The following is a 15,866-nucleotide window of genomic DNA, read 5'->3' as shown; positions in this document are numbered from 1 at the left end:
TTATGCAGACGATATAGGTTGACGATATAGATTAAGGATGCTGCGGAGCAGTTGTGGCGGATTTGCACCAAACTTAAGTAATGCTTAAGCTGACGCAGTTAGGCTGATAGGTACTGGCGAAAGGAAGCCCAGTTGAAGCCTTAAAATAAGGTGGCTCTTGGTTTAGGCAGCATCAATTTGCCCTGCTGGCAAGTCGGAGCCTGAAGGTCTATTGGGTCAAGCCGTAAGCTTAAGCTATAAGCCTAATTGACATCGTCAATGTCGTAAGTGGCTTTGACGACTACCCTGACTGCAAATTAAGGAACTGCAACCAGAGGTAACTTAAGCCTGCTGAATCAGACCTGTATCGTAACCGTTGGCTTTAGGGCTAGCAGAGGCAGTTAACAAGTGGTCACGTACCTGAGTCGGAATCGCGGCTTGCAGGTTACGTACGCTGTATTGAGCATCAGAAGGACCAATCACATCAGCCGAAGCGGTCAAGAGATGGTCTCTCAGTTGTTGGGGAATCTCAGCTGTCTCAAACCGCTGGCGCAGCTTGTCAGGAATCGCAGCTTGCAGGTTACGCACGCTGTATTGAGCATCAGAAGGACCAGTGATGTCAGCGGAGGCGGTCAGGAGGTGGTCCCGCAGCTGCTGAGGAATCTCGGCAGTCAACATATGGTCGCGGACTTGAGCGGGAATGGCAGCAGTTTCGAAGTGCTCGCGGACCTTCTGGGGAATGCCATTGGCTTGAGCAGTGGAGGCTAGACCAAGGGTGAAGAGGGCGACTAGAGCAGTGTTGCGAAGGGTAGTTTTCATGTTCTTTCCTCAGACTGTTTGGACTCGAACTCTCGATGTCCTTAATGTAGACCTAAACAGTTTGAGTGTCAACAGTCTGAGCAAAAGAATCTTAGAGGAGTGCTGGTAAGAGGTGGAAAGCCCTCTGGTATGGAGTTACCGAGATGGAACTATGGAGAAGACTAGCGGGCAGACAGCGCTCAACGCCACGGCAGGCACCGGTCTAGGGCGGACTGCACTACCTGACAAGGGGTACTTGCTGAGGCCCTAGTTTTAATCTGCGCACTTTGCATTGATACTCTGTCTTTATATCTGGGAACTTATTGCCGATAGCAGAATCAGAGAAAGGGCTTCATGTAGGTATGAAGCCCTTTCTCACAGTTACGAAATCTTTGTTGTAAAAATGATCTGGGTTGAAGTTACTGGGACTGAGATATCAATTTGATCGGCGACAAGAATGTCCCTTGACAGTTGATCTCGCCTCGATTTCAAGTACCTACTTTGAGCTGGTGAGGGCAGCCAATTGATGATTCTTCTAGCCAAGGTTTTAACTCTGGCATTATACTATTTTAATCTAAAATTAACCTATGAGGTGTGTTCATGGTATTGAGCGAAATTTACAAAGCTATTGCGACTCTTAATATTCTAGTGTTTTCAATTCTCTTTGTAATGGTTCCAAGTTTGGCAGGAGAGTTTATTGGGGAAGATCGGTTCATGGAAAACCTTTCAGCAACTCTATTTTTCACTGGCTTCCTAGCAGGAGCCATCATGATTGCCCGATCTCGAAAAATTCGTCACCGGTTTTATTTTGCAATTCCAGTAATCAGCTTGATCGGCCTTCTTGATGAGCTGAGCTTTGGCGAACGTCTATTCAAGCTTCATATTCCTAAGATTTATGGTTTTAAGATCGACTCATTTCATGGACTGCTTGATTCAGTCGATCACCTACTGCATCATTCAATTAGGCATAGTAATTATCTCCTGTTTTTCTCACTCGTGATTATTCTTTGTGCCCTAGGGGTTGGGCTCGTTAGATTAATCAAGAGGTATTACCCCTCTGTGCGTTCTGGCATGGCCTTACAGGCTTTACAAGACTATCCTCCGCTTAAATTCTTGGCGACTGCTCTAGCTTTCGTGTTTATCGCTACCTTGATTGATTTTGGTCTCTTAGGTCCGCATGATTTCCCTCCCTTGATGTTTGTCGAAGAGTTATTTGAAATGAACGCCGCTCTATCCTTGCAATTTGCCTGTCTAGCCTTAAAGGACTATTGAACTAGTGAACCTCTTCTGAGCTTCCTCAGACTCAATTCAGCAACTTCCCAATCTTCTCGGCTAACCTAGTATCGTTCACTGCCCTGCATCTCAGACACTTAAAATGCTCCTGCCTAAGCATCTCGATGGATCAATCCTGATATTTCGTTTTCCAGCCACTTCTTTACGAGCTATTCTCTGCGCGCATGCCCTAAATTCCCACAGGAGTTTTCGTTCCTGTGGGATGAACCAATCTATGGTTGTTACGAGCTAGTTAGGGCAGCAGGCTAGCTCTAGACAACGGTTTCCTCCAATAGGGCGCTAACGGGTTGCCGGGCTGGAATTAAGGGATCAAAGCCTAATTGCTCGCTGATCCGGTCTCGCACTAAGACTCGATATTCAAAGAAATGCTCGCCAGCCGCACACAGGCCCAAATACAGCCCTAACAACTGTGGCTTCAAGCGTAGGAGCAACCAAAGCTGTTGCCAAAATTGAGCCCGCAATTCAGAACGGCGCAGTCCCTGATGCCAGAAAAGCTGGGCTACCAGACGCAGCCCCTTGTCCAAGGGAAAGTAACCAGACTGCTTGCGGTTGGGAGGAACAGTGATGCTGAGACATTGCTGCAAGCACCGACGCAGATAATTCTGGGGCTCATACATCGACCAAATTGCCTGCACATATTCCCTAGCGATTTGGTCAATCGGACGCGTGGGTGTGAAATTCATTAGAGAATTTTGGTCCCCTTCTAAAGGTTGGGCTTGAGCCAATCGCCCCTCTTGCTGCAAGCGTTGCCACAGAGCAGTGTTAGGCAAAGCTTGCAGGATACCCAGCATCGGCTGAGGAATGTTAGTTTCTTCAACAAAGGCTTGAATCCGCTCGCCTGCTCCTGGACGTTCGCTGTCGAAGCCGATGATAAACCCGGAATAGATCAACAAACCTGCCTGGTTAATCTTCTGGCAAGCTTCAACTAAAGGCTTACGAGTGTTTTGGAATTTCTGCGTAACTTCAAGGCTGTCTTGATCTGGCGTTTCGATGCCCAAGAACACACCAAAAAAGCCAGCTTGAGACATCAGCTCTAGCAGTTCATCATCTTCTGCAAGGTTGACCGAAGCCTCAGTTAAGAAGGTGAACGGATAATTATGGCTCTGCATCCAGGGAATCAGCTCGCGCAGCATCCGTTTGACATTGCGCTGATTGCCAATAAAGTTGTCATCAATAATGGCAACAGGTCCTCGCCAGCCCAAGTCATAAAGCCGTTGGAGTTCTGCCAAGGTTTGGGCCGGTTCTTTGGTACGCGGTTTGCGACCGTAGAGGGTAATAATGTCACAGAACTCGCAATTAAAGGGACAGCCGCGCGAGAACTGAATGGCCATCATAAAATAATCCTGCCGCTGGAGCAGATCAAATCGCGGCAGCGGACTCAGAGTAATATCTGGCTTCTCGGTTGAGCGAAAAGTGCCTTGGCTTTCGCCTTGCGCCAACGCCTCTAGAAACTTCGGAACGGTGAGTTCGCCTTCATCCAGAATCAAGTAGTGAGCGCCTGAATCTAGTGCCTCTTCAGGCGTAGAAGTTGGATAGGGACCACCCACAGCCACTTTCTTGCCTAACTGCACTGCCTTTTGAATCAGCGTGTGGAAGTCTTGCTTTTGGGCCAGCATGGCAGAGAGGATGACAATATCGCACCACTGCCAGTCCTCCTCAGTTTCTAAACTGACATTGCGGTCATAAAAGCGAATTTGCCAATCTTCAGGTAACAAAGGAGCAACGGTAATTAGACCCAGAGGCGGAATAAAGGCCTTGAGTCCTGCCATCTCCATAAAGCGGTCATAGGACCAAAAGGTTTGTGGAAAACGGGGATAGAGGAGAAGTGCTTTCATGGAAATCTGCTATAAACGGCTAGATTGGCATCCCCCCAACTGAGCTTGTCCAGACCTGTGAAGTAATCTGAAACAAACTGAACCCAAAACTCAGACATTTTGCATTAGACAGCATGAGTCAAAGGTTTTGGGTTAGTAGGATTCTAGTCATCCAGCTCTGAGTTTCAATCAGTGCTTACTTAAAGAGTTGTTGACTTAATGAGGAGGCTCAGCAATGCTCAACACAGGTTGTCTTAATAAATCCCTGCATTGAGTTGCTTGATTTGAGTCTCTGGACCTCTGAGTCTCTAGTCTCTAGATAGGCCCTTAGAGCAAAGCCGCTTGCTTTTCAGCCTGGGGAGCTTTGACTTTTACTTTGACCTGGCCCTCAGCATCCACATCAACCACGACTGTGTCTGCTGTTTTGATGACACCAGAAAGGATCGCCTCTGCCAAACTGTCTTCTAATAAACGGGTGATGGCTCGACGCAGCGGTCTCGCTCCATAACTGGGGTTATACCCAGTTTCGACTAAATGGTCTTTGAAGCGTTCAGTGACCTCTAGGCTAATCTCTTGCTCGACCAAGCGCTCAATGACTTCCCGTAGTAAGATATCGGCAATTTGCTTCACTTCGTCTCGGGTTAGGGGACGGAAGACAATACTCTCATCGAGACGGTTGAGGAATTCTGGACGAAAATAGTCCTTTAGTTCCGCGTTCACGCTTTGCAGAATGCGCTTGTACTGCCCCTCAGCTTGGTTTTCATCGACTGCGAAACCGAGGCCACTGCCCCCTTTCTCAATCGCCTTAGAACCAATGTTGGAGGTCATAATCAACATGGTGTTCTTGAAGTCCACCGTGCGTCCCTTAGCATCGGTCAGGCGACCGTCCTCGAGGATTTGCAGCAGCAGGTTAAACACATCGGGGTGGGCTTTCTCAATCTCGTCGAATAGCACTACCGTATAGGGCTTACGGCGAACCGCTTCGGTCAGCTGACCGCCTTCGTTGTAGCCTACATAGCCCGGTGGGGAACCAATCAGTTTGGCAACGGTGTGGCGCTCCATAAATTCCGACATATCTAGGCGGACCATGGCTTCTTCGGAGCCGAAGCAGTAGGCCGCCAAGGATTTAGTCAGCTCAGTCTTGCCAACGCCTGTGGGACCGGAAAACAGAAAACTAGCAATCGGCCGGTTAGGGTTTTTGAGACCAACCCTTGATCGCCGAAGGGCACGGGCAACTGCCTGAACCGCTGCTTGTTGTCCAATTAGCCGTTGATGCAGATTGTCTTCTAGATTCAGCAGTTGCTCAGACTCAGATTCTGTAAGCTTACTGACCGGCACACCCGTCCAAGCTGCCACAATCTGGGCGATGTCCTCTACACCCACAATCGGGGCTACGGCGGCAGTCACCGTCTCTGATTTTGACTGCTGATCTTTAGCCTGTGTCCCCAGTTCAGTTTGGATTGCTAGTTCACGCTCCAGGAGGGTTCTAGCTTGCACAAAATTCTGGGAGCGAGCCGCATCCTCCTTGTCTCGCACCACTTGTCGCAGTTCCTGACTCAGCTTGGAGACAGAGGATGGCGCCGAGTTGAGAATGTGAACCCGAGACCCCGCTTCATCGATCAGGTCAATGGCTTTGTCTGGCAGAAAGCGGTCGGAGATATAGCGGTCTGACAATTCGGCTGCAGCCACTAGGGCGCTATCAGCGATCCGCAGCCGATGGTGCTGCTCATAGCGCTCTCGCAGGCCATGCAAGATCTCAATTGTTTCGGCAACACTGGGTTCACCAATCATCACCGGCTGGAAGCGCCGCTCTAGCGCCGCATCTCGCTCGATGTACTGGCGGTATTCGTCGAGAGTGGTTGCGCCAATGCATTGCAACTCACCCCGAGCCAGCGCAGGCTTGAGCAGGTTGGCCGCGTCCAAAGACCCTTCCACTGCTCCTGCCCCAACTAGCGTATGTAATTCGTCAATCACCAGAATTACATCACCAGCGTCACGAATCTGCGTCACGATCGTCTTGAGTCGCTCTTCAAAATCGCCCCGGTACTTGGTGCCTGCCAACAGTGAACCTATAGACAGCGCGATCACTCGCTTGTCTGCCAGAACCTCAGGCACGTCCCGATTGGCGATCCGTTGGGCCAGTCCTTCAGCCAGGGCTGTTTTACCCACCCCTGGTTCCCCAATGAGCACTGGGTTGTTCTTGGTACGGCGGCCCAGAATCTGGATCATGCGTTCCACTTCTCGGGCACGGCCTACCACAGGGTCAAGTTTGCCCAGGGCAGCCATCTCGGTTAAATTGACCCCAAACTGGTCGAGCATAGAGCTTTTTTTAGGTTTTTGCCGACCGCTAGCTAGGCTCAGCGGGGCCTTTTCAATAGCCTGAAATACCTGAGCCCGGACCTGCCAGGGGTCCGCGCCCAAGCTCTCGATGACTTTCGCGGCAACCCCTTCCCCACCATTCACTAGGCTCAAAAGCAGGTGTTCGGTGCCCACGTAATCGTGGCCCAACTGACGGGACTCTTCTAGAGCCTGCTCCAGAACATGTCGGCTACGGGGCGTGAACGCAATTTCGGACTTAATAACGCCAGTGCCCCGACCCACGATTTTCTCGACCTCCCGTCGAGCTTTGGGCAAATCAATGTCTAAAGACTTCAAAACCTGGGCAGCAACCCCTGTCCCCTCACTAATTAAGCCCACTAGAAGTTGCTCGGTGCCTACAAAGTTGTGTCCTAGGCTTCGAGATTCTTCCTGGGCTAACATAATCGCCCTAACAGCTTTTTCTGTGAAATGTTCAAACATATAGTGCTTGCTCTAAATTGATTAAACCTAAACCGCGTCAGAACTCACGGAAATGGGTTTCTGAGTTGAATAATCGAGTGAACTGCCAGATTACTCGATCAATTTACTCGGTCAACCGATTTAAATTCGGCAGTCCTGGTTAGTAAAGCTGGTGGTTAAAGTAATTGCCGTCACCACCACCAAAGCTGCCAGTCGCACCCCGAAAATCTTGATGATGATCTTTTTTGACCCTGAGATAGCGTCCCACCACCTTAAAGCCATCAAGCGCATCAATCGCTGCCTCTGCTTCAGTGTCCACCTTCATGTCGACCAGAGCAAAGCCACAGCTGCGGCCTGTGCTGCGTTCTGTGGGGAGCTGCACCAGCAGAACCTCCCCATATTCAGAAAATAATTTATTCAAATCAAAGATAGTGATTTCACTGGGAAGATTGCCAACATAAATGCTCATAAAACCTACCTCTAATCCAAAGGGTTAGGAGCTAGATCGGAGAAGGGTTGAGCAACTGTTGTAGTTGACCAAGTCTTTGACCGACTTAAGTCTTGCACTCAATATAACTTATTTAAAGGAAACTGCTCTATTTTTAAAGATGTGACACTCTTGCCAAGATTTAGGATTTCTCAGCGTTGCAGCTCTCGATCTTGATTAGAAGTCGCCGTTTGAATCAAGAAAGCTAAGCTACTTTGCCCTTTGTCAACTACCCAAATAAGTATCAGGGCTGAGTAGAGGTTTCTACACTGCTTGAATATTCAGAGCTTGAAGATCCGGACAGGGATTCAAGACCAGCATTCTCGGCGTTGATACGGCCCAAGCCAGCCCAGTCATTTTCGCCATAGCCTTTGGCAACCGCTGAGAGAAAATGGTCCCTTATCAAGCTCGCTACCGGCATAGGCACGGCTACTGCCTCAGCGGCTTCAAGCACCAACCCTACATCCTTGAGTCCTAGCTTGAGTTTGAACCCTGCTGGTTCGTATCGTTCTTCTGCAATGAGAGTGCCGTAGTTCTGGTAGAGCGGCGATTTGAATAAGGCTGTGTTGATGATTTCCAGGAATTGTTGAGGGGGCACGCCGGACTTTTGCACCAGCACAAAGGCTTCACTGAGGCTCTCTAAAACTGAGGCAATCAGAAAATTGCCGCTCAGTTTCACCACGTTGGCTGCCCAGGGTTCCTCTCCTACTGTGAAAACGCCCTGACCAATGGCATCAAACAAGGGGCGACAACGGTCGATTGCTTCAGAGTTGCCTGAAGCCACAACCCAGAGCTTAGCCGCTGTTGCTGCTTCGGGACGGCCAAACACGGGAGCGGCCAGGTAAACTTGCCCGACTGCGGCATGGGCTTCGGCCAAGCGTTGGGAGAGGGCGAGGCTAATCGTACTCATGGAGACATGCACGGCTTGGGGTTTGAGGGTGCTTAGGACGCCTGGCGTTTCTTCTGTCCCCCAAATCACAGCTTCGACGGCTGTGTCATTCGCCAGCATGGTGACGACTACCTCTGCCTCCCGCGCGGCTTCAGCAGGAGAAGCCACCACCCGAGCGCCTGCAGATTGCAAGGGGTCAGCAGCGCTACGGGTGCGGTTATAGGCTGTCAGTTCATGCCCAGCGGTCAAAAGGTTTTGCGCCATCGCCCCACCCATGCTGCCAAGCCCGATGAATCCCACTTTCATCTGCCTGTTCTCCCTGTCTGCACTGATGCAGCCTTGTTATCGGTTAGTTCAAAGCGTTCGGCATCAGTGTACTCTACCTGTCTTAGAACACCTGTCTTAGAAGGCTCATCTTAGAACGCTCCATTTGGAAATGTCGTTAGGATAATTGCTTCAGTCGTTCGTGAAAAACTAGAAATCGTGGCCTAGGCTAGATTTCTGGATTTGTTCTTGGGACTTTCGGGTATACAACCAAGCCCAGCCAATCAAGACGGCTTGCATGGGAAGCCTTGCCCAGTAAAGGAACTGATTTTGGGGAATTCCTTCGATTGGAATGTTGTTAATTGTCATGTTGATGTTAGCTGGGAAAACAGCAATGAACAGCGCAATTAATCCCCAGGCAGCCGCACGACTGACCGGTGGAATTAGTAGTCCAATTGCACCCAAAATTTCGAAGAAACCGCTGATATAGACCAGGGCTAAAGGATGGGGGAGGAAACCTGGAACGATGCGGACGAAAGGCTCCGATTTAGCAAAGTGCAGCGTTCCTATGATGATTAGTGCTACCGAAAGAATGACTCGGAAGATCTCTTGATATCGATTGCCAAGGTTAAGGGGTTGTGCCATTTTTGCCTGAGCAGCTAACTAGAACTAGTTTTATTGTCTGGTCTAGGCAACCTTTCTCCCTCACCCTTCTGGCGAGCTGTGCACCCCTACTCCAAGTTAAAAAGTACTGCTCCAGGATTGCTATAAGTTCAAAGCTGAGCGCCAACGCTGTCGCCGGATTGCTTACACATTCCTCATGCCCAACTGCCTTGCCAATCTCCTCTACCGAAGGGAGGGTGCTTGCAGAGCCAGTTTGCCCGAATCTCTTCGAAGTGTCTTTCAAGAGATTAGAGGCTGGGTATGCGCATCCTCACGCTCAATATTCAGAACTACCAAGATGAGGTTGCTCCTTGGCACGAACGGCGGGAACGCATCTGTCGGCTGATTAAATCACTCAATCCCGATGTCATTGCCTTGCAAGCAGTGCGCCACGACCCAGCAGTCGAACCTGTACACCAGGCTGAGCAACTTCAGCAACAACTAACCGACTACCCCCACAGCTTCTGGCAGGGCACTACACCGCACTCAACGAGTAGTTGGGATGGCTCGCAGTTTTGTCGCGGCTGCCTTTTGCCGATTCACCCAAAGTGTTTTTGCTAGCGGCTGATACTACGGGAACGGATCCTACAGTGCGGCTAGTAATGCATACTGCCCTCGAACAGGCCGGTGGTTTGCTGCATCTGTTCAATGCTCACTTCAGCTACAGCCAACCTGCGTTTGCTGCCAATATTGCTGAGGCGTTGCCTTTTTTGGCGTCTTTTTCGGGGCCAAAGCTGCTAGTGGGAGACTTCAACGCCACACCGGACGCTGAACCCTTGCAGAACTTGCGAGATGCTGGTTGGCAGGACCAGTGGCAGCGCTTTTACGCCGATGAACCTGGCTATACGTTTCAGTCCTTCCAGCCTCAGATTCGGATTGATTACGTGTGGGCAGATGCAACAGTCGAGCCTTGGGTGAAGGCCCTAGAACGGGTCGCGGATGGTGGGGTAAATGACCAGGTTTCCGATCACTTCGGTCTGTTGGTGACGCTGGATTTAAGTTGAAAGAATTTGAATATTTATCTTCAAGCGGAAACAGGAATTTCAGCTTGAGTTCGTGAAGTAGAAGTGCTAGCAGTAGTGTTTCAAGCGGCTCAATAGTGGATCTTCTTGATGCAAATGATGTGTTGGCAACAAAACAAGAGAAAGCTTCCAAATCCCCTTAAAATTTTATGTTTTCTTCAATACTTTCTATTCCTTTTGGCTGACGAGGCTTCCTGATTTGGCTGGGACTCTAGGGAAGGGTTAAGAGTAAGCGGAACCCAAACCGAATCGAAGAGGGGTGCAGGTCGATGAATTTCCTCAAGCTCATAGCAGACCTGGGCCAGCTCAGAGCCGAAGTCTATAGAGAAATGGAGCTGCAATCAGAAATTGCGGAGTTGAGAGCCCGCTTAAATAAAACTGCCGAGGATGCTAGATTCTTGCGAGCAGACATTTCAAGAACGAAGACTAACTTAGATAAAACGTTGGCAAAAAGTAAGCATCTCAATAGTAAAATTCAAAACATAGTTTAATTTTGAACTGGCTGAAAGCAGCGTGCTCCAATTCTGAAGCGACCGATGTTTCTGAGCCCTAGTTCCAAAGCGTAGATTGAAATGACATGATGCCTTCTCATACAATCTAGCTGAATTCCATCAAATAAGTTTAGGGCCTACCGTGTAGGCCCTAAGCCTAAGACTGTGGTTCATTGAGCTGTTTAAGCTCTTCAAAAATTTTGTTAAATGCTTGCCGAGTGGCTTCGAGTTCTTGTCGAGTCTGTTTGAGATCAGAGCGCATCGTACCAAGTTCGCCTCGGGTTTGTTGAAGCTCCTGCTTCATGTCCTGAAGATCCTGGCTGATGTCACTGTAGTTGCCCACTGATCGAGGCGGAACGGATTGAGGTTCCTCTTTGCTGCCAAGGTTACCAGAGGCGTCGGCACCGGTTAGTGACTGGTCTTCGTGTGGTGCCATCTCAACACTCCTCATCAGGTGCTCCTCGCTTGGGTTCTCAGGAAGCCAAGCAGTTGCAGCAATAGCCTTGTATATGTAGTTTAAAATACATTTTGTTACATAACATACCTCTTTCAGTAGAAGCGCTACTGAGCAGATTATTGTTGCTGCATCTGTTGCCGGGATAGGGCTGAGAGAGGCAATGGGTAGGGCAATTGCTTCTGGAAAAATGGGAGATCTCCAGCACAATGATCCCAGGTCAGTATTTATTGAGAAGTCCTACTGTGAACAAAAATTGCTAATGCCGTTACAGAGCAAGATCAATCTGATCGATTCAAAACCTGGGCAAGGATTTTTTGCGGCACCAGCTGGCTCTGTCTTTACTTATAAAAATTGCCCATGCTGTAGGGTTCTTTGACCAGACGCATTTTTCAACGCGTTTCGACGCGCCTTCGACATGGCTCCAAAAGCATTTGCTCGTTGCCTTTAATCAGTGTCATTGATCGGTGTCACTGGTTAAAGGCACTGATCAATGACACTGATCAATGCTTCTAAATTGAGCAAGAACACTTTTAAATTGAGCAAGAACTTTCAAGACATATCGGAAGGTTTCCTGGGATGATGCATTTGTGGGCCAGCAATAGAGACGACGAAAGCCGCAAGTAACAAGATCCAAACGACCTAGAAGAGTCTATCTATGAACCTTGGTAATCTATTTAGCTGGATCCAGTCAGCCAGTTCAAATAAAAGTGCCTCACGCCGTCGTCTTCTCAAAACGATGGGAATCAGTAGTGCAGCCCTTGGCGCAAGTGCGTTGGGAGCAACCGTGAACTCTTCAGTCGCAAGAGCTACGGATTCAACCCCAGAACCAGTGGCGCAGGCAGCGAGTGCTACAGTTGCTCAAAATCAAGGTCAGCCAACCAGGAACAACAAACCTCTGAGTGGCCAAGTGGCAATCGTAACGGGTGCAGCTAGAGGTATCGGACGGGCGGTTGCTGTGCGACTTGCCAAAGAAGGAGCTGATGTTGCCATCTGCGATATTGCTGGCCAAATCACCTCGGTTCCCTATCCACTGGCAAAGTCTCAAGACATGGCAGAAACTATCCGCTTAGTTGAAGCCCAAGGGGTACGAGCCTTATCAGTACAGGCAGATGTTCGCAGCCGACAACAAATGGAAAATGTTGTTAAACGAACGATTGATGGCTTCGGTAAAGTAGATATTCTCGTTGCCAATGCTGGAGTCCTCACGTTTGGATGGCTGCATGAGATGTCAGATGCAGAATGGGATGATGTGATTGCTGTTAACTTGAGCGGTGTTGCGAAATCCATGCAAGCTGTCATCCCCCACATGCGGGAACGGCGTTATGGTCGAATTGTCGTAATTAACTCCTGCAATAGCCGATTTGGCTCTGCTCAGTCTGCTAGTTACAATGCCTCCAAGTGGGGCGTGCTAGGACTGGTTAAATGTGCAGCCGTTGAGTATGCCAAGGAAGGAATTACGGTGAATGCAATCAATCCAACCGGTGTTCGCACTCCGATGATTATTAATGAGGCAACATTGACCTGGGCTGATCCTAAGAATCCCAGTCCGGCTGCAATTGACAACTACCTACGAAATAGCCTCAACGCTCAGGACGTGGGCTTAATTGAACCAGAAGATGTTGCCGCAGGCGTTCCTTTCTTTTGCTCGCCAGACGCTTACCGAGTTACGGGTGAAGCAATGGATATTGCAGCAGGGGCTAACGTCCGGTGGAACTCCTAAGAACTCACAAACCGCAGCATAACTAACCTGTTGGGGTGAGCTGCCAAAGATCCTGATATGGAAGTAGAGGCTACTGGCAGCTACTCAACAGAATTATTGTAGGGCGAGGTCTTCTCGCCCTATAGAAATACAGAAGATGACAGCTCTAATCTTTGCGGCTTAGGCTAGCTGGTTTGGTTAGCGTCAAGGAAAAAGACGCGAGGGCCGTTGTAGATCTCCCAGCCAGGATGGTCGGATTCTGCTTGCCATTTGAATTTGCCTGGTGTGTTAATACCACCGTTGCTGAGTTTGATGGCGCAATGGCCGAGGTGATAGAAAGTACCCCCTACAGGTACGCAGCCGAAAGTAGTCCACATTGTATGAATGCTCCAAACTGTGGGGAAGAAGGGGGGTCAGTGTAAAGGCACTGCCCCCGGCTGTCCTTCGCCGCAATCCTTTTGGCTGCACAGACCTAAAGGTGAGAAGGGTTAGGGAGTGTTAAACTTCCCTCTAGCCTTCGGGCTGGGTTGCTCAGCTTGAGGGTTAGCTGCCTAGGGATGTCAGTATCATCCCTAGACGGTGCTTGTCGCGTCGGACTGGGTTCAAAGAATAGAAGAACAGGACGACTCTTGCAAGTGCTTTTGACTACTTTTTTAGAAACTTCTTTTGGGGTCTGAAGCACTGCTCAAACTAACCAGTGCCGATTTTTGCCTTACTGCTTAGGCAGATGCAGGGTAAAGCGGCTGCCCTTACCCAACTGCGATTGCAGTATAATCTTGCCGCCCTGTAACTGAGCCAAGTGCTGTGATAAAGCCAGGCCCAAGCCTGTCCCTTCGTACGGTCGGTTTAGCCCCTGGTTCAACTGCTGAAACGGTTGAAATAGAGTTGCTTGATCTGTCTCAGCAATGCCAATTCCAGTATCAAGCACACTAAAGTCAATGGTCGTTGTAGTTTGGTCAACTTGCAGGGTCACTGCGCCAGTTTCAGTAAACTTGATTGCATTTGCCAGCAAATTGACCAGGATTTGTCGCAAGCGGCGTCGGTCAGCCACACAGGTAGTCAGTTCCGGGGCAATGTCAGAGACCAGCGTTAGACCTTTACTTTGAGCACGCTCCTCCATTAAAGACAAGCAGCTTTGACAGACCTCTTGAATTGACAGAGTTTCTAAAACTAGATCTTCTCGGCCGATTTCGATACTTGACAAGTCCAACAGGTCGTTGATCAATTCCAGCAAATGTTCGCCAGAAGCAAGAACCGTTTCGAGGTAGCGTTGTTGTCGCTCGTTGAGCGGACCAAAAACCTGTTGCAACAAGACACGCGAGAATCCCAAAATACTGGTTAAGGGTGTGCGCAACTCATGGCTTGTATTAGTGAGGAACTCACTTTTGGCACGATTAGCCACTTCTGAAACCAGTTTCTCTTGCTCTAATTCCTGCGTCCGTTCTTGCACTAGCTGCTCAAGACACTCGTAGCTTTGGGCGTTGTAGAGGGCAATGGCTGCTTGGTCGGCAATTTCTTCTAATAAATCAACCTCGTCTTGGCTAAAACTGCGTTCCGTTATGGTGGTGTGCAGTGACAGACTACCAAAGAACTCGTCCCGAATAAAAATAGGCACCCGTAGAATCGAACGAATTTTTGCCTGTTCAATCAGTAACGAACGAGCGGGAGAATGCGGAATGGCCGCATAATTACGAGCTTGAAAGGGTCGACGTTGCCTCAAGTCAGAATCTGGATCAGGCTGATCTAGCCACTCAGCGAGGGAGCATTCAAAACCCAAAACCGAGACGACCTCAGCATTAGCTCGCCACTCGTTGACTACGCGAATCTGCTCGTCCCCCAAGCGATAAAGCATCACTCGCTCGACGTCAAAGTTCTCCCCCGTCAGCCGGACAATCTCCTGCAAAATATGGTTTGGATCTAGACTGGAATTTAAAGCTTGACTGATTCTGTTGAGCAGTTGTGCCCTTTGCATTTGCGACTGAATCAGTTTAAGGGCCTGCATTCGGCGGGTTATAGTCGCGCCTAATAGTAGAGCCGTCTGCGAGAGAGCTAGCATGCAGAACTGAAATCCAGCCATCTCCAACCCCAATCTAGGCGGTTCAGTTTGTGATGCCTCAACCAGGGCTGCACCCGAATTGAGAACCAGGATTACTGCGGTAGCAGCCGGTAAGCCGTAGGCTACAGTAATCCAGATCATTGGCAGAAAGCTGATGTATAAGAAGTTTGAGTAGCCACTGAACCGGGTGCCAAAGGCAATCCAGGTGCCGAGTAATACGCCGAGTCCCTGGGCCAACCGTTCCAAAGCCAACGGCACTGAGGGGCGGCGTAAATTCAAAAGCCAACGCCAGAATCCCTGCTGCCTTACAAAGTTGGCCCAAGGCCAAACACAAACCAATAAAAAAGGCGCTAGAGAGGCAACACCAACGCTCTCCCCCACCCAAAAATGCAGCGTCTGTACTCCCCAATTTGACCAGGGAATAACATCAGCCAGAGCAAAGGTCGTGAGGCTCAATATCGCCAGCAGCAGTGGCGCACCCAAAGTTGCCCAAAGGACAAACCAAATCACGTCGCGCAGGCGTCTCAAATGGGGGTCAATACGTAGATGGCGCAATAGGTAAACGCTAACACCGCCGTAGATCAAAGTGACTAGCAACCCATAAACCAGCACAATGAGCGGCGGTAAATCCATCGGTGGCAACAACCAACCATCGATGAGAATAGGGACAATCAAGGCAGGTAGATAGCGTAGACCAAAGACAAAGAGCAACACAAAGTGGAGAGCAGACGCCGGGTAGAAGAGCACAACCTCAGGTGCCGTCTCATACATCAGAGTTGCTTGGTCCAATATCAACCAACTTAAGGTGTAAATTCCTACAATCAGGAGCGGATGCCAGTACAACTCTCCTCTTAAATTCAAGTTGAACATAACTGGAGTCTAGATGGGTAGAATGCACCCCTTTAGGGTAGTTGGCTGAGCCTAAAACATTGAGAGTATTACTATTTTCTTCAAGTTTTTAATCAGTGTAATATTGCGCCACTACCAATTCTGAAGCATTGAGCCTAGGTGGGAGCCTCTCAATTACTTAAAGCCAATATCATTGCTAGAACGAGATGTTCAAAGCCTTGTCCCTAGTTCAATTCAGACACAGTTTATTTTCAGAGTCGAAAAATTCTAAGCAGAATAAAGAGCGACTAGTGTAACTACTAACCGCTCTCAGGGTTCATCTAACCT

The 15,866-nt window shown here is 49.3% G+C and carries 13 protein-coding genes; 4 read left to right on the top strand and 9 right to left on the bottom strand.

The features are described from left to right. Positions 1-321 precede the first annotated feature (321 nt). A complete protein-coding gene (locus tag H6F94_RS13380; RefSeq protein ID WP_190802737.1) occupies positions 322-798 on the bottom strand; it encodes a hypothetical protein in 477 nt (158 codons plus the stop codon). A 579-nt stretch (positions 799-1,377) separates the two neighbouring features. Between H6F94_RS13380 and H6F94_RS13375 the strand changes: the two genes are divergently transcribed. Continuing rightward, a complete protein-coding gene (locus H6F94_RS13375; protein WP_190802736.1) occupies positions 1,378-2,049 on the top strand; it encodes a hypothetical protein in 672 nt (223 codons plus the stop codon). 272 nt (positions 2,050-2,321) lie between these two features. Here the strand turns inward: H6F94_RS13375 and H6F94_RS13370 are convergent, their stop codons facing one another. The 5 genes from H6F94_RS13370 to H6F94_RS13350 form a co-directional block, all read right to left on the bottom strand. Beyond that, positions 2,322-3,905, bottom strand: a complete 1,584-nt coding sequence (locus H6F94_RS13370) for a B12-binding domain-containing radical SAM protein (protein ID WP_190802735.1) — start codon at positions 3,903-3,905, stop codon at positions 2,322-2,324. Between the two features lie 306 nt (positions 3,906-4,211). Next, positions 4,212-6,683, bottom strand: coding sequence for an ATP-dependent Clp protease ATP-binding subunit (locus H6F94_RS13365; RefSeq protein WP_190802734.1), 2,472 nt, complete (start codon positions 6,681-6,683; stop codon positions 4,212-4,214). A 139-nt stretch (positions 6,684-6,822) separates the two neighbouring features. Continuing rightward, a complete protein-coding gene (locus tag H6F94_RS13360; protein ID WP_190802733.1) occupies positions 6,823-7,131 on the bottom strand; it encodes an RNA recognition motif domain-containing protein in 309 nt (102 codons plus the stop codon). A 262-nt stretch (positions 7,132-7,393) separates the two neighbouring features. After that, the gene (locus H6F94_RS33250; protein WP_313949292.1) at positions 7,394-8,371 is read right to left on the bottom strand and encodes an NAD(P)-dependent oxidoreductase; all 978 of its coding nucleotides are present in this window, start codon (positions 8,369-8,371) and stop codon (positions 7,394-7,396) included. Positions 8,372-8,512: 141 nt separating this feature from the next. Further along, entirely contained in the window at positions 8,513-8,947 is a 435-nt protein-coding gene (locus tag H6F94_RS13350; RefSeq protein ID WP_190802731.1) for a DoxX family protein, read from the bottom strand. A 279-nt stretch (positions 8,948-9,226) separates the two neighbouring features. On the opposite strand from H6F94_RS13350, the gene H6F94_RS32965 reads away from it, so the two are divergent. Beyond that, entirely contained in the window at positions 9,227-9,526 is a 300-nt protein-coding gene (locus H6F94_RS32965; RefSeq protein WP_190802730.1) for an endonuclease/exonuclease/phosphatase family protein, read from the top strand. After that, complete coding sequence (locus H6F94_RS32960; protein ID WP_313949291.1) at positions 9,514-9,969, top strand: endonuclease/exonuclease/phosphatase family protein; 456 nt, start codon at positions 9,514-9,516, stop codon at positions 9,967-9,969. Before H6F94_RS32965 ends, H6F94_RS32960 begins: the two co-directional genes overlap by 13 nt. A gap of 666 nt (positions 9,970-10,635) precedes the next feature. Here the strand turns inward: H6F94_RS32960 and H6F94_RS13335 are convergent. Continuing rightward, the gene (locus tag H6F94_RS13335; RefSeq protein WP_190802728.1) at positions 10,636-10,914 is read right to left on the bottom strand and encodes a hypothetical protein; all 279 of its coding nucleotides are present in this window, start codon (positions 10,912-10,914) and stop codon (positions 10,636-10,638) included. A gap of 676 nt (positions 10,915-11,590) precedes the next feature. On the opposite strand from H6F94_RS13335, the gene H6F94_RS13330 reads away from it, so the two are divergent. Further along, a complete protein-coding gene (locus H6F94_RS13330) occupies positions 11,591-12,655 on the top strand; it encodes a mycofactocin-coupled SDR family oxidoreductase (protein WP_199320400.1) in 1,065 nt (354 codons plus the stop codon). Positions 12,656-12,819: 164 nt separating this feature from the next. On the opposite strand, the gene H6F94_RS13325 is transcribed toward H6F94_RS13330, so the two are convergent. Next, the gene (locus tag H6F94_RS13325) at positions 12,820-13,011 is read right to left on the bottom strand and encodes a hypothetical protein (protein ID WP_190802727.1); all 192 of its coding nucleotides are present in this window, start codon (positions 13,009-13,011) and stop codon (positions 12,820-12,822) included. Positions 13,012-13,346: 335 nt separating this feature from the next. Then, the gene (locus H6F94_RS31695; protein ID WP_199320399.1) at positions 13,347-15,560 is read right to left on the bottom strand and encodes an ATP-binding protein; all 2,214 of its coding nucleotides are present in this window, start codon (positions 15,558-15,560) and stop codon (positions 13,347-13,349) included. Between the last annotated feature and the right edge of the window lie 306 nt (positions 15,561-15,866).

It is taken from the genome of Leptolyngbya sp. FACHB-261 (genome assembly GCF_014696065.1).
Lineage (GTDB): Bacteria > Cyanobacteriota > Cyanobacteriia > FACHB-261 > FACHB-261 > FACHB-261.
The sequence above is the reverse complement of the archived record's forward strand: the minus strand, read 5'-3'. Positions and strand labels throughout refer to the sequence as shown.

What these genes read in the sequence shown, in the direction of transcription:
- H6F94_RS13330 (WP_199320400.1), top strand. Translation starts at nt 11,591, where the DNA reads ATGAACCTTGGTAATCTATTTAGCTGGATCCAGTCAGCCAGTTCAAAT.
- H6F94_RS31695 (WP_199320399.1), bottom strand. Translation starts at nt 15,560, where the DNA reads ATGTTCAACTTGAATTTAAGAGGAGAGTTGTACTGGCATCCGCTCCTG.
- H6F94_RS32965 (WP_190802730.1), top strand. Translation starts at nt 9,227, where the DNA reads ATGCGCATCCTCACGCTCAATATTCAGAACTACCAAGATGAGGTTGCT.
- H6F94_RS13380 (WP_190802737.1), bottom strand. Translation starts at nt 798, where the DNA reads ATGAAAACTACCCTTCGCAACACTGCTCTAGTCGCCCTCTTCACCCTT.
- H6F94_RS13350 (WP_190802731.1), bottom strand. Translation starts at nt 8,947, where the DNA reads ATGGCACAACCCCTTAACCTTGGCAATCGATATCAAGAGATCTTCCGA.
- H6F94_RS13365 (WP_190802734.1), bottom strand. Translation starts at nt 6,683, where the DNA reads ATGTTTGAACATTTCACAGAAAAAGCTGTTAGGGCGATTATGTTAGCC.
- H6F94_RS13335 (WP_190802728.1), bottom strand. Translation starts at nt 10,914, where the DNA reads ATGGCACCACACGAAGACCAGTCACTAACCGGTGCCGACGCCTCTGGT.
- H6F94_RS13370 (WP_190802735.1), bottom strand. Translation starts at nt 3,905, where the DNA reads ATGAAAGCACTTCTCCTCTATCCCCGTTTTCCACAAACCTTTTGGTCC.
- H6F94_RS13360 (WP_190802733.1), bottom strand. Translation starts at nt 7,131, where the DNA reads ATGAGCATTTATGTTGGCAATCTTCCCAGTGAAATCACTATCTTTGAT.
- H6F94_RS13325 (WP_190802727.1), bottom strand. Translation starts at nt 13,011, where the DNA reads ATGTGGACTACTTTCGGCTGCGTACCTGTAGGGGGTACTTTCTATCAC.
- H6F94_RS13375 (WP_190802736.1), top strand. Translation starts at nt 1,378, where the DNA reads ATGGTATTGAGCGAAATTTACAAAGCTATTGCGACTCTTAATATTCTA.